The organism is Alkalilimnicola ehrlichii, assembly GCF_003399765.1.
Lineage (GTDB): Bacteria > Pseudomonadota > Gammaproteobacteria > Nitrococcales > AK92 > AK92.
Genome location: NZ_NFZV01000043.1, coordinates 1 through 20,557 on the forward strand (window position 1 = coordinate 1; position 20,557 = coordinate 20,557).

Here is a 20,557-nt window from a genome sequence, read left to right on the forward strand (position 1 = left end):
CGGTAGTTAGCCGGCCCGGGCCGGGCTACCGGCCGGCGCTTTTTTTTTTTTCGAGCGTCAGTTGGTTAAGCCTATCGGCGGCGGTCCCCCCCCTCATCCCGTAGGATGGGTAGAGCCAACGGCGAAACCCATGCGGTCACCCGACCACACGCACACCGCCTACCACTTAGGAAGGTTGCGCCTCGTCACACTTTCGGCAATCCGATTTTCCGGCTTTTGAAACCGGTAATGCATCGCAGTTTTCAAGGGCCGAACAATCCACTATTCGCGGCAGATTCTTCCGGCGCAAAGCCGCTCGCTGCGAAACAACGGATTGTTCACCATGCAGTACGCCAAGGACCCTGTCGTCGACCGTTCCCTCCAGCACTCCGTCCGCGACGGTATGGCGAACTCCGCCATGGTCGGCGGGGCAGAAACCTACCTCGCTGCCTTTGCCCTGTTCTTTAAAGCCAGCGCCTCGCAAGTCATGCTGCTATCGACGCTGCCCGCATTGCTGGGCGCGCTCGGGCAAGTATTGGCGGCTTGGATGACGCGCTCCGGCGGGCGGCGCAAACCCTTAGTCGTCGCCGGTGGCATATTGCAGGCTTTAGTGTGGCTGCCGCTGCTGGCCATGCCCTTATTGTTGCCGGATTACGCTAAACCGCTGCGCATGGCCGACTACGCGGTACCGTTACTGATGGTGCTGATTACCGTCTACTTTTTCGCCGGGCAGTTGACCACGCCGTTATGGACGGCCTGGATGGGCGATTTGGTCCCGGCCAAGAAGCGCGGCCGTTACTTCGCCTATCGTAGCCGGCTGACCACTCTTACCGGCTTTATTGCCTTAGTGGTGGGTGGCGTCGGGCTGCATGTCGCCGATGTGTTATACGCCACCGCCTGGGGCTTTGCCGCTTTGTTCGCCGGCGCATTTATCGCGCGCTTAGTGTCCACTTGGCAGATTAGCCGGATGCACGAGCCGGAGCGACGCACCGCGCAAGACAGCGAAGTCGAACTCGACCGCAACGGCTGGAACAAGGTCCGCCGCAGCGGGGCCTTGTGGTTCTCCAGCTACGTCATGCTAATGCAGGGCTCGGTGGCCATTGCCGGGCCGTTGATCGCCGTTTACATGCTCAATGTGCTGGAATTCAGCTACATGGAGCTGATGCTGACCACCGGCGGCACCGTACTGGTGCAATACCTGACGCTGAACTACTGGGGGCGGATTGCGGATATCTTCGGCAATCGGCTGTTGCTGTCGGTGAGCAGCCTGATGATGCCTTTGCTGCCGGCGCTGTGGTTGTTGTCCGATAACTTCTGGTTTTTGCTCGCCGTGCAAAGCTTCGGCGGGGTAGCCTGGGGCGCCTTCGCCCTGAGCAGCGGCAACCTGCTCTACGAGCTGGTGCCGTCCAAGCAGCGGGCGACCTACTCGGCGTTCCACAATGTGTTGATGGCGGGCGGTATCTTTGCCGGCGGCATGCTCGGGCTGGCCTTGCTGCAGGTTGTCCCGTCGATGGCGCCGGTGTTGGGCGGCAGCGATCTAGCCACGCCGTTGCTGACGGTATTCCTGCTCTCCGCCGTTGCTCGCCTGGCAGTCAGCGTACTGCTGCTGCGCCGGGTGCAGGAAGCGCGCCCGCCGCGGCGTCACCTCACCACCCACGCTTACGTCTTGCGAGTAATGCGGGCGCGCCGGTGTTGGGCATGGCCTACGAAATGGTGGCCAACCTGCGCCGCCGCGAGCCGGTGACGATCGAAGCCTCCGAAGCCGCGCTGCCCAAGGCCGACGAAGTCTTGCTCGACGAGCCGGACACAGCCGATGCAGCGGGAGAGCCCCTGCTAAGCGAGCCGGTGGCGGAGGAGCGACGGGCAGAGGAATGATACCCAAGCCGCCACTCGTAGGATGGGTTGAGCCAACGGCGAAACCCATGCGGCTCCCCCCGACCACAAGCGACGCCGCCTACCTCTGAGGAACGTCGAGCCTACCGGCCCGACCTCACCCTCCAAACACAAATTCCGCGCAAAAAAAACCGGCCACAAGGGGTGTAGCCGGTAAAAATGGAGGTGATGCACCTCCAGGAGGAGATCGGTAAGGTCGGTTTAGCTACCGGGGACCGGTTCCGGTGCCGAACCTGCCAGTTCGGAGACGTTGTTCAACGGCGGCGTTAAGAAGCCGTTTTCAATCAAGTTCGTGGTCAACCGGTCGAACTCGACCGCCGGACGCTGGCGCTGAACCGTCAGATAAGTGTCCGCAGCCGGAAGAGTCAGAAAGCCTGCTTCGATAGCCATCGCCTCAACACCGTCTCGCGGTTGCGCGGGTACGCTACGCACGATAGTGGTGGGCTCGACCGGAGCACTTAAAAAGCCCAATTCGATCAGGTGCCGATCCAATACGTCCGAGGCCGAAGCGCTCGTGGCCGTGACACCCGCGATAAGCAGTGCAGCAAGTTTCGTTTTCATGGGCGAGCCTCCTCTTCCCATAACTGCCTAGTAAATCCCTTTGGGTAGACAGGTCTGTCTCCCGTAATTCTTATGCTGCCAGAAAAAGACAGGTCTGTCTAGCGTTTTTTAGAGAAAAATTAATCATGAAACGAATCGGCGGGGGAGAGACGAAAAAGCCCCTGCCTCGTGGGGGAGGCAGGGGCTTGAGTACCCGCGTCGGAGCGCTGGAATGCTAGTCGTCGGACGCCCCGATATCCAGCACCCAAACGTCGTTGAGCAGGCCTGAGTCTCCGTCTTCAGCATAGCCTTCGCCGCCGAAGAGCAGCAGATTGCCGTCTTCGGTCAGCGCGCCGGCCGCGCTGTGGCGGGCGCCGGGGTAGTAGGCGATGCCGCTTTCACCCAGGGGCCGTAGTTGCCGTGCTGATTCGTATCGTCGCTGCCGCCCATGCGTGTCCACTCCGGCGTGCCGTCGTTGATACTCAGACGCCAGAGGTCGTTTAAGTAGACCCCGTCGCCCGCTTTGCCGCCGAAGAGCCAGAAATTGCCCTCGCCATCGGTCCAGGTGGTGGCGTTGGCGCGGGGGCGGGCTGGGTGTCGGAATCTGCGTGGGCTTCTTGGTTATGCAGATGCCAGCGCGGATTGTTGGCGTTGCTTACGTCAAGCTGCCAAAGCTCGTTGGAATAGTTGCCACCGACATAGCCGCCGAATAGCCAGAAGTTGTCATCGTCGGTCCAGGTGGCAGCGCCGGAGCGGGCGGTGGGCCAGGGTGTGTCGTCGTTCTGTGGTTCACTCTGAGTCCAATTAACTCCATAGCTGCCGCTCCTGGCACTTCGAGTTACCCCGAGTCGCCAGAGATCGGCCTGTAGCCCGCCATACTCATTATGGCCGCCAAAGAACCAGTGGGGGCCGGCGGAGCCTTGGCTCCAGTTTGCCGCTGCGGTAACAGAGGATGGGCCGTTGTTGCTTTCCACGGTGTGCCAGCCACGGGCAACATAGTTACTGGCGGTTGGCCTATAGATGTGGACATCGTTTGTCGCTTCCCCGCCGAATAAAACCAATAGAAAGGTGGAATCCGTTCTGCGTGGGTCTTCTCCGCTCCAGCTTGTGGCATAAGCCCGAGGGCTTGGAGGTGTGCCGTCGGCAGCGACTGCAGACCACGAGAGATTGGCAGTTAGTTGTCTCAGTGCTGCGGTATACGCTAATTCATCGCCTCCGGCGTTGTATTCAGAACCGCCAAAACCATAGATCGTTTCGCCGACTTTCTGCACGGCCATGCCTTTAACGGCGCCGGGTTGGTTAACGCCGCTGCTGCCGTTATTAAAGCTCCAGACAACTTGCGGGCTGACTTCTAGCGGCCCGGCTTCCCGCTGATAGCCATTAAAGTAGACGCGGACCGTCACCTCGTAAGTGCAGCCGTTTTTGATTGGCGTTTCCTCGTCCTGCAAGTGCTTGACTTCAAAAGGCGAGCTGTCGGCGTCGAGTGAGGAGAGGTTGCCGCAGTCAGAACCGAAAGGTTGAACTTCGACAACATAAGTAGCGTTGTTCGGGGCGTTATTCGGGGCGTCGTTCGGGAAATCCCCATCGTTCCAGCTTACGACGAATTGGCCGCTTCCTGCCTCGACTTCTACTTGTAACTCGTGCAAACAAGTGAACTGAAAGCTGAGCGGGGGCTCGCCAGTCGCGAGTGGGCCATAGCAGGCGTACTCGGCGGGAACGGTGGCGCTGACTAGTTCCGGTTCGGAGCTGCCTTCGGGGTAAAACTGCCCGCTGGTCCAAGTGCCAGAACCGCCGAAGGTCGCCGTTTCGTCGCCCGCAGTAACGCTTAGCCCGTTACCGCTAAAGCCCAGTACTTCAATTTGATATTTATAAAGCGTTTCGCATACCACTGAGATGTTGCTGTAGTCGCTACCTTGGATCGTGCCCGTGTAGCTGTCCTGCCCGTTAATGCGGCAGCTTTGGCTTTCGGGCGCGCTGGCAAGCGAAACGGTGAAGGTGGTGTTATTCCGCAATTCCGTCGGGAATTGGAAGTCGCCATTACTGCTAAGCGAGAGACGCTCATTTTCCTGTCCGTTGGCTAAAAGATGCAGTTCGAGTTCGCCATCTAGCCCCGAAACAGTAACACCGACGCTATACGTTGGAATCGCGCAGCTTACATGGATGTCGGTAATATCACCGCCGCTAACGGTGCCCGTAGCGTTCGAGATATCACACGCGTAGTCGCCTGGTACCGAGCCGTGGATTCTCACGTTATAAGAGGTGTCTTCGGCTACCCGGTTCGGGAAGCGGAAGGAACCGTCGGTACTGAGTTGTACCGTGTCGCCGTTATCGAGTCTCAGCGTGATGCCGCCGCTGGGGATGTTTGCGGCGGTGCCGCCGATGGTGTAGCTGGAGGAACAGGTAATGATATGCCCTTCCAGCTCACAACTCTGGCCGCTTGGCTGGCTAATAATGACGAAGTTTGCGGGTGCGCCATCGGCCAGCACGGTGTTGAAAGTGTGCGTGCCGTTGCTGCTAATCCGCCGCTGCTCGCCGCCGTTGAGCTGCACTTCCAGTTGGCCGTTCAGGCCCGTCACGTTGACGCTGGGTTGGATGCGCTCTTGCGCGCAGTTGACTGTCACCGAGTCGACATCGGCGCCGCTGATGGTACCGCTGGCGTTACTGACGCTGCACCAGCCGCTCTCGGGCTGGCTGGCGATGCCGACTTCATAGCGCGTGCCGTCCGCCAGCGGCTGCTCGAAGCGGAAGCTGTTAGCGCCGTTGGGGCTTAAGGTGTGTCGGTTGTTGAGGCTTAGCCGCAGGCCGTCGGGGGCGGTGTCGAGCGTGCCGCCGACGGTGTAGCTGGCCGGCGTGCGGGGGGCGTCGTTCTCGTCCCCCGGCAGGCAGCCGCTAAGCAGCGCGAAGGTGCTGGCTAGGAGTAGCGCGGGTAGTTTGTTCGTCATGGCTGCAACCAATCCGTGTTGTTTTTAAGCGTTGTCGTTGTCTTGTGCTAGAAGCGGTAATTCAGCTGTAGCCCTAGAAGCTGCGTTTGGCCGTTGTTGTAGCGGCCTTCGGCGGTATGGCCGCTGACCGTTTCCGGCGTGTCCAAGCGCGCGTCCGAGGCCCAGGCATGCAGATACGCGGCATCGAGGCTCAACGCCGGGGCTATTTGGTAGCTGGCGCCGGCGGCAATCCAGGTGCGGTTGCTCGACGGCGTGCGGAAGCTGCGGGTGTAAGGGCCGCGCACGGGGGATTGGTCGGCGCCGAAGCCGCCGCGCAACGTTAAGCTTTCGCTGAGCCGGAATATCGAGCCGAAGCTGAAGTGCCAGGTGTCGCGCCAGTCGATCTCTTGGCCGACGCCGCGCAGGTTGATATCCACGCCTTCGGGCGGGGCGCTCACCTCGCCGACGTTGTAGTGCTGGCGGTAGTCGTCGACCTGGCTCCAGCGGGTGTAGCCGACATCCATCATGAAGTGCCAGCTATGGCTAAGCTCCAGCAGCAGCCCGAAGTTGTAGGCTTCCGGCAGCGTCAGCCGCGACTCGAAACCGCCGCTGCCCACCCCGGCGGGGCCGAGGGTGAAGTCGACCAGCGCTTCGGCGTTGGATACGGCGAAGCTATCGAGCAAGGCTTGCAGGTCGTTGCGGTAGTTGTCGGCGATCTGGCGGCGGCTGTCGCTGTCCATCACGTGGTTGACTTTGCTGCGGTAGCTGAAGCCGAAGCGGGTGTCGGAGGCCGGTTGCCAGATAAGCCCGGCGTTAAAGGCGTAGCTTATGTTGTCCGCCTCGCTGTTGCTGTAGACGTCGAAGTTGCCGATTAGCTGCTCGCGCAGCGCCGGGTCGCTACCTTGCAGAGCGCCTTCGGCAAGCAGGTAGCCGACGTCGTATTGCTGCGAGAACGTCGTGTCGACGTACTGGACGATGGCACCAAGCCCGAAGGCCAGGCGGTCGGTAGCATTGAAGGCGAACACGGGGTTGAGGTTGATGGCCTGCACCTCGGTGTTCATCGCGTGGTAGCGGCCGGTCCAGTCCGGCTCGTAGCGGGTTTCCAGTTGGTGCGGGATGTAGATGCCAAGGCCGGCGGCGCTGCGCTCGCTGAGCCGTTGGCCGTAGAAGATCTGCGGCAGCGTGGCGTCGAGGGAGTGGCTGCCGGAGCGCCGACCTTCCACCGCCGCGGCGTCGCCGCCGCGACTGACATCGGCGCGGTAATCGCCCTTGCTGGTGCCGTGGATAAGGCCGGCGCTGAGCTGGCGACCTTCCAGTTTCACCAGGGCGGCGGGGTTGTTGGCCAGTGCGCTGGGGTCGTCGGCGCGGGTGGCCGTGCCGGCAAAGCCGCTGCCGAGCTGCTTAATGCCTTGGCCGTGCAGAGGCAGGCCGCCGGCATGGCTGTGGCCGCTCACCAGGGCCGCAAGCAAAAGGGCGCCGGCCGAGGTGTAAGTGTGTCGATTTAACATGGCGAGTGTCCGCTTGTTTTTCGTTCGTTCTTGTTGGTGAGCGCGCCGTCCATGGCGGGTGCGGCGCTTGGCTCAGCCTTATCGGTTAGTCTTGTCCGCCGAGGAATGTCACGACGTTTTGGTAATTGTCGTCGAGCTCCCCCTCGTTAGCACTGAGCGCCTCGATCAAGGCGGAACGGGCGTTGTCGGGAAACGGCGAGTTACGGGTTTTATAGAAGGCCAGCGCTGCCTGTTGATCCCGTAGCGGGTGAACAAAGACCAACGGGTCGGCAACATCCAGCACCGTTTGGGCTATGAGCTCCAGTTGCCGGCGGGTCTCGGTATCGAGTTCGGTATCGGCTGCGAACAGGCCGCCCAGGCCGGCAGCGCTATCGACGAACGCGGCGCGGTCGACGTCGCCGTCCAGCGCGACGAAGGCCGCACCCATGACGCTACCGAAGCCTTCGCCGAGGAAGCGTACGCGGCGGTCGTCGAGGGTGATGCTGCCGCTATCGCTATCGCACAGCGTCGACAGCTCGCCGAAGGCTTGGTTGGCCTTCACGACCTCGCTCATCGCGAGCAGGTTGACCACCCCTTGGCGTAGGCTGTCGCGGCTGGTGCGCAGGGCGTCGGAGTCCAGCGCCTCGATGAGCGGGGCGTCGAGGTGGATGGCTGCCAGACCTTGGCCGACCAGGGCGTTGGCGATGTCGCCGAAGTGGCCTTCGCCGGCTTGCACCAGCACTACCGGGGTTTCGCGGGAAGTCGTGCAGAAATCCCGAGAAACGGCCAGGCTGAAGCCGAATTCGGTCCATTCCACCGTGTCCGGCAGCAGGTACTGCGTGTTGTGCACGGCGGCGCAGTCGGCGCCGCCGCAGCGCCAGTGGCTGACATTCGGCGTGCCGTCCTCATCGGGATTTTGGTAACCGGGTAGGTAGTTGGGGATCTTGACGGTGCCAGGGACGAAGATCGTGCCGTCCGTCGGCGCCGGGACGTCAAGCGAGGCGGTAGGCGCTTCGGCGAGTGCGGTGCGAATCGCTTGGTAAGCGCGCAGGGTCGGTGCGGTGCGCACGCCCCAGCTAGCGATCAACGCATCGCGATCGACCAGCCCGAACTGCTCCAGCACGGCCAGCTCGGCTTGCGCTTGCTCGTGCAGGTGGCGCAGGCCCTGGCCGGCGCGTGGGCTCAAAGGCGCGCGGCCTTTGACCTGGAGGTAATCGTTGCTGGCGTAAACGGGCTCGTCGTCATTGGTTCGCAGCGCGTTGCTGACGGTGGCGACGTAGTAGCCGTCGCCTTCCAACAAGTCTGATAGCTCGATGGTGAGGGTGTCGCCGTTGGCGCTTAACTCGTAGTCGTCGCCCCGCTGAAGCTTGCTTGGCTGTTGGTTGTGGTCCGGGCTGCCGTCGCTGTGGGTGTGCAGGCGAAACACCGCTACTGCGCCCTCAAGACTGCCGTTAGCGATGTCGCCTTCGCTGATGCGCAGCGTCCACTGTTTGGCCGATACCGGCACCGTGTTGCTGGCCTGGAAGGCGCGCAGCACGTTCGGGCCGACCGCCTCGGCGATCTCCGCGCCCCAATCGGTGGTGCGGCTTAAGTCGTCGTACCGCTGCTGGAGGGCTAACAGCGGCCAATTAGTGGGGGAGGGAATGTCGCCGCCGGCGACGTTGTAGACGGCGAAGCTGCGGTTCTGCTCCGGCGGCTCGATGTGCGGCGAGCGCACGCTGGAGCTTGGGTCCCCGTCCCCCGAGCAGCCGAGTAAAGCCGTCAGCATCGTTGCCAGAACCGTGGCGGAGATGCGCTGTGGAGTCGACATCTGCTGTGTCCTCTATCCTAGATCGTTATATTTTTCGGCAGCAGCGGGGCACACGGGGCCATCAAAAAAAGCCCCCGGTTACCCCCCTAACCGTGGTGTCGCCCATCCTTGGCGGCTGCTGTCGTCGATCTGCGGCGATGACGCCAGCGATGTCGTGTTGTGCGCCCGTCCTTGGGCGTGCGTTAGTCCTTCCGCCGCCCTAAGCGGGCGGCTTACGGCGCGGTTAGAATCGATAATTCGCCTGAATCGCCAACGTGTGCGATTCCATGTTGCCGGTGCGGCCGTTGGCGCGATGGCCGCTGGCCGGATCGCGCTCGTTGTTCACCGACGACGGGCTGGTATCGATAAAGGCGTAGGCGCCGTCGATACTCAGCGCCGGGCTGAATTGATAGCTGGCGCCGATGGTGTACCAAGTGCGGTCGTTATAAGGCAGGCGCAGATTGCGCCCGGAGCCGGAGACCGGCGACGGATCGATGCCGTAGCCGCCGCGCAGCGTCCACTGCTCGTTGAGCCGGTAGCTGGTGCCGATGCTGTACTGCCAGGTGTCGCTCCAGCTCAGCCGCTGCGTCATGCCCTCGCGGTTGACGTCGGTGCCGTCGATCGGCTCCGGCAGCGTCACCTCGCCGGCATCCGAGAATGTCAGCTCGATGTTCTCCATCTGGCTCCAGCGGGTGAGCGTGGCGCCGGCCATCACATGCCAAGCGCGGCTTAATTCCAGATTAACGCCGAGGCTAAGCGTTTCGGGCACGGTGAAGCGGGATTCGAAAGCGCCCCGCCCGGCCCCGGCGGGGCTGAGGGCGAAGTCGATGATTTCTCCTCGCTCGGGCTCACTGATGTCGAAGTCAATCAGGTAGTTGTCCAGCGAGTTCCGGTAGTTGGAGCGCAGGGGGCGGCGGACGTTGCCGTCAAGAACATGGTTTGTGCGGCTGCGGTAACTAATGCCGACTCGGGTATCGGAAGCAGGCTGCCACAGAATGCCGGCGTTGAAGGCGTAGTTAAGGTCATCGCCTTCGGCTTGGTTGTAGACATCGAAGTGGCCGTTAACGATGCGCGAGTCTGCTACCGCTTCGGCGCCTATTCCTTGGGCGATCAAATAGCCCATGTCGATTTCGCTGGTCAAGTTGCCTTCAAAATACTGAACAATTGCACCGAAGCCGACAGATAACGTGTTGGTGGGGCTGAAGGCGACCATCGGGTTGATGTTGATGGCACTATATTCCGTGGTTAGCGCATGGTAACGGCTACGGGAACTGGTGCTGTATTGAGTAAGCGCTTGGAAAGGCGAATAAATGCCCAGCCCGATCGTTGTGTTCTCGCCGATTTGATCGGAGTAGAACGCGTAGGGTAGGAACTCGTCGTGGGATAGACTGCCCGTCGCAGAGCCGCTGACGTCGCGGTCGATGTTGATGCGGTAGTTACCGCCGGTGGAGCGATGAAACGCGCCGCCGCTAATTTGTTGGCCTTCGAGCCGCGACAAAGTGGCCGGATTGAAGGCTGCGCTGGAGACGTCTTCGGCGGTGGCAGCAGCTCCAGCGTAGGCCGTGCCGAGCTGTTTTACGCCATGGTTGAATACGTTAACGCTACCGGCGTTAGCCGTGCCGACGAACCCGGCCATCAGCAAGGCTGCGCCGGCTAAGGGGTAAGTGCGATGCATAAACATGGATGCTTCCAGCTCAGTCTTTAGTTGTTCTTCCCTGCGAGGGGGCCGGCCCGGCCGAACCGGGCGTGCTTTCGCTTCTAAACCTTCGTGTTCCATCGGCGGGAGGCTTGAGCCGCCCGCCGATGTTTTTCTTTAATCGTCCACTGTTTCGAATAGCGACGAATCGCCGCCGCTGGGTTGCCCGGAGGTGATGAAGCTCAGCGCTTGCTGCTGCATCGTCCCGGTTACGTCGGCAGCGCGTGTCGCCTCGACCCAATCGCCGTCGGCGTTAAGAACACGCGCGGCGGGATTGATGAAGGAGTCATGGCCGCCGAAGAGGAAACGGGTGTCGTGGACCGGGGCGCTCCCGCCGGGGCGAGTACGGCCTGCCTTTAGGTGCTCGAGCAGCTTATCGGCTCCGGCGAACGTCGAGCCTTCGATGGCGAAGGGCAACACTTGATCGGCTGGGTTAGCGTCGAGATCGCTGTTCCCGCCACCTTTTACGTTCTGTAGGTGCAGAGGGATGGCACCTGAAAGGGAAATGTTGTGAGGTAACTCTGCGTAATTAATTGGATCAGCCGAGTCGAGCACCGTTTGAGCGATGATGAAGTAACGCTCATATTCCCAGGTGTCGGGCTCGTAGCCGAGCGCGTCCAGCGCTGCTTCGATCCGGGGCCGGTAGACCTCGGAAGCCCACAGGGACTCTGCCAACCCGCCGGTAAGGTTGCCCAAGCTGGCGCCTTTCAGGCGTTGGTTTCCAGACTCTCGGCTGTTATCAATCGATAAATACGACATACCCGCCACGGCGCCAAAGGAGTGGCCGAGGAAGTAAATGTTTCCGGCGTCGAACCGAGGCGTGTGGCCGTTGGCGCATGGCGTCGCTCGCGTGAAGCTGATCGCGTTCTGCTGGCGCAGAGCCGCGGTGAGCGCGAACAAGTCTGCGCTGGCCTGGCGGATATTGTCGCGGAAGGTGTGCAGCGACTCGAAGTTTACGAAGTACTCGCCGGAGGGTGCTTCTTCGGTAGTGGTATCCGGCATGTTGCCGCCCCACAAGTCGTTGGGGAGGTAGAAATTGCGTTCGGAAAGCTCTCCCCCACTGCGCAGCGGATGATTAACGTTGTAATACAACGTCTCCGTGTGCAACTGTCGCTTGAGCGAATTGTCTCCGAGGGAGTCCAAAATCGGGCCATGCAGGGGGAGATCGATGGCCAGGCCTACCATGCCGGCTTGTGCCAGTTCCGGGGCGATATTCAGCAACTCGGTGCGGTCGCCGCCGATGCCGTGTTGATAGATCACCACCGGCCAAGGGCCTTTGCCGCTGTCGCAGAATCCATTCGGAGCGGTCATCAACACCGGTGTTCGAGGGGCGCTCCTATTCGCTTCGGGAAGAGGTTGAAGAAGCGTTGTTTCCCAACCTGTGTTGAGAGCGTTATGAGAGGCTGCGGACTCAGAGGTGGCCGGTATACCGGGGCGGCCAAGAATGTTCGGCACCCCATGATATAGCGGCAACTCAATCGAGCCGGGTAGCGCAAGGAAGTCACCGGCATCGAGCGCTCCGGTTCCCGGAGCGCTGCCGATCTCGGCGGGTGCCAGGACGCGGAGGTTTAGGGCTTGTGCACCTGCTCTGGTGTTTATTTCCGTGTGCAATTGGTTCAACGTCGACTCAACCGGCTGCGTATACACGTTCCAGCTAAGCACGGTTTCTTCCGCTGTCACGAAGCCTTCCAGGGCATTGAAGGCGGCGAGTGTGTGCTGGCGCAGTTCTATGCGCCGTGGATCGCTCAAGTCGGAGCCGTTGATCAGCGACTCATAGGTGGCGCTGGGGCGTACCGCATGGCGCTTACCCTCGGAGTCGGTGTAGGTCAGCCCGTTGGGTAGGCCGTTGTCGTCGTCTTGCGTATAGCGGGTGAGGACGATGGTGTAGAGCTGCCCGGGCTTGAGTAAGCGCTTGGGCGTGATTTTGAGCGTCGAGCCGCGACCCATGTCGACGACTTCAACGGTGAAGTCGTCCGCCGAAAGCGGCTCCGCGGTATTGCGGGCGTTGAGGTGATCGGCAGAGTCCAATTTGTAGACCTGCACGGTCCGGCCGGCGATGGCACTGTCGTGTTCGATCGGGCGGTTGAAGCGGACGGTAAGCGGCGCGTTGGTCGAGAAGCCGTGCAAGGAGTTGAGGGCGTTGACCAAGTTGCGTTTAGCGTAAGGCATGGCCTCGAGTTCGTCTTCGCCGTAGCCCAACGTGACGGTTTGGGCTACGTGGCCGTGCTTATCGACGAACAGATGGTTCCCCGGGAAGGGGCTGCTTAGCGGCTCGTCTAGGTCGAGGCGCGGATAGGCGAAAACGACGCTCGGGTCGTCCTCCGGGTCATTCGTGTGGGAGGGGTTGCTGTCGCTGCTGCTTCCGCAGCCGACAAGGCCGCCGGAGAGAGCGGCGGCAAGGAAAAGCGAGCTTAAACGGTAGTGAGTGGGCATGATAATGACCGTTCCTTTGTCGTGTCCGTCGTGCTTTCCGAAGCATGGGGAGAGGGCCGCTTGTGCCGGGCGCAGGCATAGGTTGGCCTGTGTGCCAGCCCCGGCGACGGTAGATTAGGCGTTGCGGATTATCCCCCCGCAAGGCTTGGCAGGTAATAACGGTTTGCCAAGCCGATGGCCGATACGCCGTCTGCAGCGGTTCCCGGCCGATGCCGCATCGCAAGTAGGTCAAGGCAACCAAGTACTTGCGATGCTTACTGTGTTCGTAATTAGTAAAGCATTCTAGCCGATTCTAAACCGATTTGTGAAGCACCGCACAAATCCACTGTGGGCCGGTTCCGCATCAGGAGCGGCCAACTTCTGTAGGTTGGCGTTGAGGCGCAGCCGAAACCCAACATCTTCAAACGCTTGCTGGGCGGGAAGGGCTGGGGGGATGTTGGGTTTCGCCGTTGGCTCAACCCAACCTACGGACACCACAGGGTGGTTAGTTCTTCGGCGCTTGCCGGCGTTGGGCTCACGCGCCGGGGTGGAAAACCGCTTTGCTCAAAGGCGATATCGCCACCGCCGGGGCGGGTCAGGCCGCGTGCGGCTGCGGCGGGCGTTGGCCGAAGCGCAGTTGCAGGAAAAGGTGGATTGCGAACAGCGGCGGATCATGGAAGGGAATGGCGGTGAGCAGCTCGTAATGGCTGGGGAAAGGCAGCCATAGGCCGTCCGCCAGTTCGCGCTCCAACTGGCCGGGCCCCCAGCCGAAACTACCGGCGCCGACAATGGCGCGGCCGTCCTGCTCGCTAACGGCCGCAAAGGCGTCCGGCGAAAAGCCCAAGGCCAAGGCGCGGTTACTCAGGCCTACGGCCGGTGTGTGGGCGGCGCTTTGCAAGACCCAAAACTCCTCGCCCGCGAGGGGGCCGCCAAAAATCACATGGGGCACGGTCAACCGCTCCGGGTCGACAGTGGGCAGGCGCGAGTTGGGGCCGACGAGTTCGGAGAGCGGCTTGGAGTAAAAGCGGTTCAGGTTGACGCCGATCGTACCCGCCTCGCTGTGGTCGACGATATAAATCAGTGACTGATGAATATGGGATAGCTTCGGGTTGTCCGCCGTGGCGGGGTTGACCAGAAGCAGACTGTCGGTGAGCGGGCTGTCGATCATGAAGAGGGCTCCTTAGCGTTTTATGGGCGCGTTGCCGGCCCGTTCTAGAGCGTGCCGTTGTTATACCGCTCGGCCAGTTCCTGCCAAGTCTTGAGCATGCCTTCGTCGAGAAACATTTCGTCGGACATGGAGAGCTCTTGGGACTGCGTACTCAATTGAAGATGGCTTTCACGCGAGAAGTTGGCCAACGTAAGGCCCGGCTTGTCCGGGGCAGTGCTGCCGAAGCTGTATATAATGTATATGTGCTCGCCGTCGATCACCTCATCCCACTTGAGCATGGCGCCGCCAAGGCGCGCGCCGCTGTAATACTGGGTGAAGCGGTCAGCCACCCAGGGAAGGGCTTTGAGGGGTAGCTCCAATTGCATGAAGACCGTTTCTTCTTCGCCCGTGGGGGGAAGCTTGACAGTCCCTATGTCAAGCACGACCAAGAGGTTTCCATCGCAGATAAAACGGTAGGTACTTTTGTCATTATCGCACCTCATAGTTGCAACTTCTTGAGCATCTGCCGGCGTTGCGTATGGGTCGTCATATTTCGGATATGGTGTTGGCATCAGTTACCTATCAGTGCGATGTCTGGAAGAATGTCGATGACCTGCATATCCCGCAGCTCCTGCAAGGTGCGCGGATTGGCATCGAAGGAGAAGAGCTCCACGGCCCCGACTTGGTTGTCGAGGGCCGGGTTGTTGTTGGCGGTCAGCCCGTCGCCGCGGAAGAACTCGTTAGCCCCGGCGTCTTCGTGAATTAGCCGGCGGGTTCTCAGGAGTTTCCACTGCTCCCCGGTGATACCCGCCTCGCGGGCAACTTCTTCAAGCTTGTCCAGATCCCAATTGTTCTTCACATAGCCGTCATGCAGTTCCTTATACCGCGCCTTATACCCCGCACTCATCACCTGGTCCGTGGCCGGCTTGTTGTAGCGGCCCGGTAGGATGCGTTTGAGCAGCGAAGCCAGTTCGTGGAAATGGGGCACGATGGTTTCGTTGCCCATAACCCGTGCGGCGGCGCGGCGGTCGATAATGACCAGCGAGTAATCAGCGCCGGGCTTGTAGCTTAGGGCAGCGCAGGGCCATTGCCTTACCCCTCTGGCTTCGCCCCTGTGGGCGGGCCGATCAGGGCGCATTGGCGGCGTTGCCGTTCTTGCCAAGGGCTGCGGCCATTCGCTGCGAACGGCGCCTTGCCACTGCACCCTGCTCGGCCCGCAGAGGGGCAAGGCAATCGCCCAGCGCTGCCCTGGCCCCAGCTTTGGGGCGATCAGGCGCGGGTCGGTGTCGACGTCCTCAAGGTGCTCGAAGGTGGTGGTCCAGTAACGTATGCCGTCCGTGCCTTGAACCTTGCCGCCTAAGGCTTGCGGTTGCCGCGCTCGCTAACCGCAAGCCGTTTAGGCGAATTCGCCGTTGCTATACCTTGCGGCGAGATCTTGCCAGACTTTGAGCATACCTCCCTCGATAAACATTTCGTCAGAGACATCAAGGCGTTGGGGAAAGGCGCTCGTATCTGATAAATAGCAGGCGCGCGAGTTGTTCACCAGTGACAATCCCGGCTTATCCGGAGCCGTACTGCCGAAGCAATAATAGATACTAAGGTTCTCGCCCTCGATGGACTCTTCCCATTTGAAAAGCGCGCCCCCTAGACGAGGCTCGTTGTAATACTGCGTCAGGCGCTCAGCAAACCAAGGTAAGGCGGCTAGAGGGAACTCTACCTGATCGAAGACTACCTGTTCAGGCCCTCCACTTGATGGACGCCAGTTTCCGATACCAAGAATAACGAGAAGATTGTCATCCAGAAGAAACCGATGAGTTTCTTGTTCCTGAGCGACCCAAAGTGACTGAAGTTCTATTGCCCCTTCAGGTGTGGAGTGCGGATCGGGCAGTTTACCGTATGGTTGTTTCATCGGGCACCTATTTCTGAAACATTATCCAAGATTTCGATCACGCCCGCTTCGCGTAGTTCGCGGAGTGTCAGCGGATTGGCGTCGAAGGAGAAGAGTTCCACCACGCCGAACTGATTGTCGATATCTGGGTTTTGGTTCAACGTCAGTCCATCGCCACCAAACTTTTCATTAGCTCCAGCTTGCCCATGAATCAATCTGCGCGTAATAAGTCGCTCTAACTCGGCGCCACTAATGCCTGCATCCGCGGCTGCTTTTAACAGTTCTTTTATCTTCCAATTATCTTTTACTATGTCCTCATGCAGCTTTCTATACGTTTCGCGATATCCTGGCGTCATGACGTAATCAGTGGCTGCTTTGTTGTAGGTACTGGGCGCCACGCGCTTAAGGAGCGCTGCAAGGTCTTCAAATCGTGGAGTAATGCTCTGGTTGCCCATCACCTCGCGAGCTAAACGAAGATCGAAAAGTACAAGTGTGTACTCAGCACCTGGGTGGTAGTCCGAGGCTACTTTCTGAGCAATCAGCCGCGGATCGGTATCGACATCCTCGATGTGTTCGAATGTTGTGCTCCAGTAACGGATTCCACCGTTGCTGCCTTCCATCGCACCTCCAAGCCACCCCTCATCTAAGTCTTCCGGCGTGGGGTTTCGTGAATCGCGATGGCGAAACCGGCGTTCCATCAGGCGGACGCCAATGGTGTCGGATAATGGCTGGGTCGCTAATTCGCGTAGTTGCTCGTCAGTGTACCGATAGTGAACGCCGTGACGTTCTATCGCTTCGCGGCTGCGTGCTAGCCGTGCGACTGCCTCTTCTATCGATTGTGGCGGTTGGTAACGCGGCCACACTAAGCGACCGTTGCGCAGCCGTGGGGCCGTTTTCGGTCGGAACAGCAGTGGCTGGTGGCGGACGTCACTGACAATGCGTTGGTCGATCCGCGCCTGCCCCGGACGGATGGGGTGGGTTGCCGTGGCCGGGGGCGTTAAATCAATGTGTTCGCTCGGATTGCGCAGGCGGGCGAGTATGGCCGGATCAGCGCCGTTCGTTCCGTTCAAGCTCCGCAGCTCGCCAAAGCTCGAATGCACCGATAGGTACGTCAGCCCGCCGGTAACCAGGGCCGAGCGGAACAGTTCGGCTAAGCGGTCGGTGCGCTCTCGGGGCAGCAGGTTGGGGTCGTCGAGGATGGCTTGGTATTCGTCTAAGTACGTTTGCGCCAGGAGCACCCCTTGCAGTCCGTCGGCGCCGACCTGCCCGATCAGGCCGCTGCTTTGTAAGCCCCGCGACGCCACGGTCGCGCCCCGCACCCAAACGCCGACGAAAACCCCGCCGACCAAGGTCAACACATCGGGGCCGATGTGCTCAAGATCCGCGAAGCCTTCTTGGTGCGCTTGATAGATATTGATCGCGGCGCCGCCGCCGGCTAAGGCGGTGCTGAGTAAGAGGACGCCCGCCGTTTCGGTGCCGGGAATGGGCAGCACGATCAGCACCAAGGAGCCCAGCGCCGCCCAGTAGCTGAAGTTGGCGAGGCTGTCCCAGAAGGTGGTGCCGAATCAATTGCCAAAGCATGCTCTGCCGCGTGCTCGATAAAGGTACGAAAAACTTCATAGCTCCTTTCACGAGCTACGGTGCACAACGACGAGTGCTCGCCGGGGGTTGCATGAGCATAGGGCAGGTCATGCTTGAGCAGTAAGACAAGCACCTCGTCGCCTATGTTGGAAGTTATTGCCGAATCAAGGATGTCACGGCCGAACAATGTTCGTGTTGTCGTTTTCTCAAAATCCGCCCCCGCCTCGATTAACCAGCGAACGATCTCACCATGGCCGCTTGCGACGGCAACTCCCATGACGCTATTGCCTTGGGTATCGGTGATGTCCGGGTCCGCGCCCGCGTCTAGCAGCGCGCGTACGAACTCGTGTTTGCCGTCGAAGATCGCCTGCATCAGCAAAGGCCGGTCAGTAGGACCGTCAAGGCGGATATTCGGGTCACTCCCTGCCGCCAGCGCCTGCTCAAATGCGTCTAAATCGTCTAGCTCAAACGCTTGCACCAGAGGTAGCGTTTCCGCGTGAGCGTTTACCTGCCATAACAGCAGGATGCAAGCCAGCATGCGCCAAACCATGTTTCCTCTTCCTTAGCTAACCGATTTGAAAGGATTGCCTTGGATCTCCACCCGCAACGGCCTAACGGGGATCAGCGCCGCCTCGCTGCAGTAGTCGCTGTTTACGTCGAAGTGATACGTGACGGCGGCAACCAGAGCCCTTTTGCAGCGACGACATGCGCGAATGTTTCAGAGCCGATTAGTTAAGGGCGGAGATCCTCAGGTACGTTTTGTTGGTTTCTAAGGATTCCTAAAGCCGATTGACCTTGCCAGTTTTCTACTGTGGAATCAGCGCCATATTTCAGAAGCAGGCGAACTTTGTCCCAGTCGTCATTTCGTACCGCCAGCAATAGAGGAGAGTTGCTATAGGGCTTTTCGGTTTCACCAGCACTGTTTGGATCAAAACCGCTATCCAAGAGAAAGGCGAGTACTTCGATATCATTCTTCTTTGTAGCATGAGCTAGCGCCCCTACGTCGTGTTCAAGTAGGTTCGCGTCACGTAGCGCTCGCAGCCGCTCCAGAGCGTGCGTTTCCCCCTCCAATGCGCAGATGGTGACCGGGGGGATGAATCAATGGACAGTCCTGCTCCGCCTATATGCTCGACGAATGCGAGAAACAGGCGATAGCTGCCAAACCAGGCGACCTGGCAAAACATTGAAAACTCGCCTGGTGTAGAATGGGAAAACGGCACTCCCTCTTCAAGAAGTAAGAGAATCGTTTTGTCGTCTAATTTATTTTGAGTAAGGATGGCGTGATCTAATACAGAGCGACCAAAAAAACTTTGGGTTGTTGGGTTGCGAAAGTCTGCACCTGCTTCAACTAGCAGCCGAACAGCTTCGTCATTACCTGTTGTGATCGCAACACCCATGACACCATGTCCATGCTTGTTGGTGCTGTTCGGATCAACCCCAGCGGTGAGCAAAGCGCGTACAAAGTCATTTTTACCTTCGATTATCGCTTGCATTAGTAATGTGAGCCCTTGCGGGTCATCGAGGTAAAATCAGGGTTAGCTCCTTTCTCTAGTGCACGCTGGAAGGTCGCCAAGTCTTTTTCTAAGAAGGCATCAATTAGCGTTTCTTTTGCAGTAACTAAACTTGTGGGCAAAAGCAAGGCTAAGCCAAACAGGAAACGTAGGAGCATACTGGCTTTGACTCTCTAGCTGGTTCGACCAAACGGATGGCCCTGTATATTCACGATAACTCTTTCAACCTCAATCAACGGGCTTGCCGCTGGCAAGTTATAGCGAGTTCTATATTCAACAATCAGTCGATGCTGTTCTTTAGCCCCTAGATTGCGGCGTATTGCTGTCGCTGCTGCCTCACGCAAGCTATCAAGCTTATGGTTCTCGAAATGCTCTCCCGCGGCTTTGACCGCGTTCCACGCTTGTAATCGGTCAGCGTTGCCGTGCGCACGTGCAAACTGTTGGAACTCATTGGCATATGTAACAGCCACAGAGTCTCCCTGCAGCGAACGGAAATGGGCATCATCCTCATATAGTCGTGTGGACTCCCACCAGACCGTTTCGAAGTTCAACGCCACGGCACCGATTTGCAACAGCAACAGGTAGGGCTCGCGGCGTCGCTCGGCAAATTCTTCCAGCCAACGCTCGGTCGCGCCGCTGCGCAAGGCGTGCAGCTCGGCTTGGATCTCGGCGCGTTCGGCTTGCAGTCGCGTACGCAGTGCATCGCGGCTGCGCACGCGCGCGCCGGCCGCGGCCATCTCGGTGCCGCTTTGCTCGTTCATCTTGACGGCGAGGTCGGTCGCCAACTCGCGTCGGCCCACCGTGGCGACGGCGCGGCTTGAGCTTGCTGCCATGCCGACCCCGAATCCGGCGGATAACCAGGAGGCATCGTCATTAAAGTCTCTTAGGTCGTCCGTTCGGTCAAGATCGGCCAAGCGCGCGGCGTACTGGGCCTCAAGCCCTTTGAGATACTCCTCTCGGAGCTTTTCCGCATCCGTGAGCCGGTAGATCATGAACTCAAAGGTCGAGGCCACATTCAGCAGCGGGTTGAACTCGTAGGCGCTGACGTCGAAGCGCTCCGGCTCGGTGAGCAGGGCGGGTTCGGAGGCGGCCCCGCGCTCGCCGTCGAGGTGGACCTCGAAGTAGAACTTTCGCGGTTGGCGCGCGCAGTCGGCGGCCGCTTCCAGCACACACTCGGCCGCCGCGTCGTGCGGCTGCCAGAACAGCTCTTGGGTCCCGTGGGCGCTGTCGAGCGCCAGCGACAGGCGATCGACCTCGTGCGGCGTGTCGCCGTCGAGCCGAAAGACGACCACCACCGCCGTCGTGCCCGGCGCGCAGTGATGGTGACGAAAGCGCAGCGGCGCGCCCTGCTCGGGGTCGGCATGCCGACGCCCCAATGGGCGTGGCTAACGCGCGGGCCGGCGTCGGTGCGCGGATCGTCGTCGAAAAGCTCGGGCACCTCCACCACCGGCTTACTCTTCGGCACACTCACCCGCTCGGGCTGATTACTGCCCGGCACCTCGTAGCTCACCGGGCCGTTGAAGGTGACACCCTGATCGGCTTTGAGCGTCACGGTGTTGCCAAACAGACGCACCGTGCCGTCGGCTTTGACGCTAAAACCGGCGCCGCTTTGCTCGACGGTGATATCGCCGCCGCCGCGGCCGGTCAGGCGAATGTTCCGGGCCGCTTGAATGGTGACGTTGCCGTTGTGGCTGCGCACGGTCATGCCGTCCG

Annotated in this window: 20 protein-coding genes; 3 read left to right on the forward strand and 17 right to left on the reverse strand. The window is 60.3% G+C overall.

The window, feature by feature from the left end:
- The first annotated feature begins 322 nt into the window (after nt 1-322).
- Both CAI21_RS21390 and CAI21_RS23425 read left to right on the forward strand, forming a co-directional pair.
- Nucleotides 323-1,723, forward strand: a complete 1,401-nt coding sequence (locus CAI21_RS21390) for an MFS transporter (protein WP_116304163.1) — start codon at nt 323-325, stop codon at nt 1,721-1,723.
- Complete coding sequence (locus tag CAI21_RS23425; RefSeq protein WP_181919576.1) at nt 1,678-1,854, forward strand: hypothetical protein; 177 nt, start codon at nt 1,678-1,680, stop codon at nt 1,852-1,854. The genes CAI21_RS21390 and CAI21_RS23425 overlap by 46 nt, the downstream gene beginning before the upstream one ends.
- A 219-nt stretch (nt 1,855-2,073) precedes the next feature.
- Here the strand turns inward: CAI21_RS23425 and CAI21_RS21395 are convergent, their stop codons facing one another.
- The 17 genes from CAI21_RS21395 to CAI21_RS21470 form a co-directional block, all read right to left on the reverse strand.
- A complete protein-coding gene (locus CAI21_RS21395; RefSeq protein WP_116304164.1) occupies nt 2,074-2,433 on the reverse strand; it encodes a hypothetical protein in 360 nt (119 codons plus the stop codon).
- A gap of 214 nt (nt 2,434-2,647) precedes the next feature.
- Nucleotides 2,648-2,872, reverse strand: coding sequence for a Kelch repeat-containing protein (locus CAI21_RS25390; RefSeq protein WP_258869020.1), 225 nt, complete (start codon nt 2,870-2,872; stop codon nt 2,648-2,650).
- A 40-nt stretch (nt 2,873-2,912) separates the two neighbouring features.
- On the reverse strand, nt 2,913-5,354 hold the full coding sequence (locus tag CAI21_RS21405; RefSeq protein WP_116304166.1) for a Kelch repeat-containing protein: 2,442 nt from the start codon (nt 5,352-5,354) through the stop codon (nt 2,913-2,915).
- A 47-nt stretch (nt 5,355-5,401) separates the two neighbouring features.
- Complete coding sequence (locus CAI21_RS21410) at nt 5,402-6,841, reverse strand: OmpP1/FadL family transporter (protein WP_116304167.1); 1,440 nt, start codon at nt 6,839-6,841, stop codon at nt 5,402-5,404.
- Between the two features lie 85 nt (nt 6,842-6,926).
- Nucleotides 6,927-8,630 carry a hypothetical protein gene (locus CAI21_RS21415; protein ID WP_116304168.1) on the reverse strand — a complete coding sequence of 568 codons (1,704 nt, stop codon included), beginning with the start codon at nt 8,628-8,630 and terminating at the stop codon, nt 6,927-6,929.
- Nucleotides 8,631-8,853: 223 nt separating this feature from the next.
- Nucleotides 8,854-10,290 carry an OmpP1/FadL family transporter gene (locus CAI21_RS21420; RefSeq protein ID WP_181919577.1) on the reverse strand — a complete coding sequence of 479 codons (1,437 nt, stop codon included), beginning with the start codon at nt 10,288-10,290 and terminating at the stop codon, nt 8,854-8,856.
- Between the two features lie 132 nt (nt 10,291-10,422).
- A complete protein-coding gene (locus tag CAI21_RS21425; protein ID WP_116304170.1) occupies nt 10,423-12,738 on the reverse strand; it encodes a hypothetical protein in 2,316 nt (771 codons plus the stop codon).
- Between the two features lie 574 nt (nt 12,739-13,312).
- A complete protein-coding gene (locus CAI21_RS21430; RefSeq protein WP_116304171.1) occupies nt 13,313-13,885 on the reverse strand; it encodes a YqgE/AlgH family protein in 573 nt (190 codons plus the stop codon).
- 44 nt (nt 13,886-13,929) lie between these two features.
- Nucleotides 13,930-14,313, reverse strand: coding sequence for a hypothetical protein (locus tag CAI21_RS21435; RefSeq protein WP_116348494.1), 384 nt, complete (start codon nt 14,311-14,313; stop codon nt 13,930-13,932).
- Between the two features lie 122 nt (nt 14,314-14,435).
- Nucleotides 14,436-15,068 (reverse strand): hypothetical protein, encoded by a 633-nt coding sequence (locus CAI21_RS21440; RefSeq protein WP_147305200.1) that lies wholly within the window; start codon nt 15,066-15,068, stop codon nt 14,436-14,438.
- Nucleotides 15,069-15,260: 192 nt separating this feature from the next.
- The gene (locus CAI21_RS21445) at nt 15,261-15,773 is read right to left on the reverse strand and encodes a hypothetical protein (protein WP_116304174.1); all 513 of its coding nucleotides are present in this window, start codon (nt 15,771-15,773) and stop codon (nt 15,261-15,263) included.
- The gene (locus tag CAI21_RS21450) at nt 15,770-17,257 is read right to left on the reverse strand and encodes a hypothetical protein (RefSeq protein WP_116304175.1); all 1,488 of its coding nucleotides are present in this window, start codon (nt 17,255-17,257) and stop codon (nt 15,770-15,772) included. The genes CAI21_RS21445 and CAI21_RS21450 overlap by 4 nt, the downstream gene beginning before the upstream one ends.
- A complete protein-coding gene (locus CAI21_RS21455; protein WP_116304176.1) occupies nt 17,248-17,883 on the reverse strand; it encodes an ankyrin repeat domain-containing protein in 636 nt (211 codons plus the stop codon). The genes CAI21_RS21450 and CAI21_RS21455 overlap by 10 nt, the downstream gene beginning before the upstream one ends.
- A 182-nt stretch (nt 17,884-18,065) precedes the next feature.
- Nucleotides 18,066-18,404: an ankyrin repeat domain-containing protein gene (locus CAI21_RS26180; protein ID WP_181919578.1), complete on the reverse strand. Its 339-nt coding sequence runs from the start codon at nt 18,402-18,404 to the stop codon at nt 18,066-18,068.
- Nucleotides 18,332-18,826 carry an ankyrin repeat domain-containing protein gene (locus CAI21_RS21465; protein ID WP_116304178.1) on the reverse strand — a complete coding sequence of 165 codons (495 nt, stop codon included), beginning with the start codon at nt 18,824-18,826 and terminating at the stop codon, nt 18,332-18,334. The genes CAI21_RS26180 and CAI21_RS21465 overlap by 73 nt, the downstream gene beginning before the upstream one ends.
- Nucleotides 18,826-19,002, reverse strand: a complete 177-nt coding sequence (locus CAI21_RS24330; RefSeq protein WP_220349004.1) for a hypothetical protein — start codon at nt 19,000-19,002, stop codon at nt 18,826-18,828. Before CAI21_RS24330 ends, CAI21_RS21465 begins: the two co-directional genes overlap by 1 nt.
- Nucleotides 19,003-19,017: 15 nt before the next feature.
- Entirely contained in the window at nt 19,018-20,220 is a 1,203-nt protein-coding gene (locus tag CAI21_RS21470) for a hypothetical protein (protein WP_116304179.1), read from the reverse strand.
- On the opposite strand from CAI21_RS21470, the gene CAI21_RS21475 reads away from it, so the two are divergent.
- The coding region (locus CAI21_RS21475; protein WP_220349006.1) for a hypothetical protein at nt 20,220-20,557 on the forward strand (338 nt) is incomplete at its 3' end. The two genes, CAI21_RS21470 and CAI21_RS21475, sit on opposite strands and share 1 nt — an antisense overlap.

What these genes read in the sequence shown, in the direction of transcription:
- CAI21_RS21410 (WP_116304167.1), bottom strand. Translation starts at nt 6,841, where the DNA reads ATGTTAAATCGACACACTTACACCTCGGCCGGCGCCCTTTTGCTTGCG.
- CAI21_RS21455 (WP_116304176.1), bottom strand. Translation starts at nt 17,883, where the DNA reads ATGGTTTGGCGCATGCTGGCTTGCATCCTGCTGTTATGGCAGGTAAAC.
- CAI21_RS21405 (WP_116304166.1), bottom strand. Translation starts at nt 5,354, where the DNA reads ATGACGAACAAACTACCCGCGCTACTCCTAGCCAGCACCTTCGCGCTG.
- CAI21_RS23425 (WP_181919576.1), top strand. Translation starts at nt 1,678, where the DNA reads ATGGCCTACGAAATGGTGGCCAACCTGCGCCGCCGCGAGCCGGTGACG.
- CAI21_RS21430 (WP_116304171.1), bottom strand. Translation starts at nt 13,885, where the DNA reads ATGATCGACAGCCCGCTCACCGACAGTCTGCTTCTGGTCAACCCCGCC.
- CAI21_RS21420 (WP_181919577.1), bottom strand. Translation starts at nt 10,290, where the DNA reads ATGTTTATGCATCGCACTTACCCCTTAGCCGGCGCAGCCTTGCTGATG.
- CAI21_RS21465 (WP_116304178.1), bottom strand. Translation starts at nt 18,826, where the DNA reads ATGCAAGCGATAATCGAAGGTAAAAATGACTTTGTACGCGCTTTGCTC.
- CAI21_RS21425 (WP_116304170.1), bottom strand. Translation starts at nt 12,738, where the DNA reads ATGCCCACTCACTACCGTTTAAGCTCGCTTTTCCTTGCCGCCGCTCTC.
- CAI21_RS21415 (WP_116304168.1), bottom strand. Translation starts at nt 8,630, where the DNA reads ATGTCGACTCCACAGCGCATCTCCGCCACGGTTCTGGCAACGATGCTG.
- CAI21_RS21445 (WP_116304174.1), bottom strand. Translation starts at nt 15,773, where the DNA reads ATGAAACAACCATACGGTAAACTGCCCGATCCGCACTCCACACCTGAA.
- CAI21_RS24330 (WP_220349004.1), bottom strand. Translation starts at nt 19,002, where the DNA reads ATGCTCCTACGTTTCCTGTTTGGCTTAGCCTTGCTTTTGCCCACAAGT.
- CAI21_RS21395 (WP_116304164.1), bottom strand. Translation starts at nt 2,433, where the DNA reads ATGAAAACGAAACTTGCTGCACTGCTTATCGCGGGTGTCACGGCCACG.
- CAI21_RS21390 (WP_116304163.1), top strand. Translation starts at nt 323, where the DNA reads ATGCAGTACGCCAAGGACCCTGTCGTCGACCGTTCCCTCCAGCACTCC.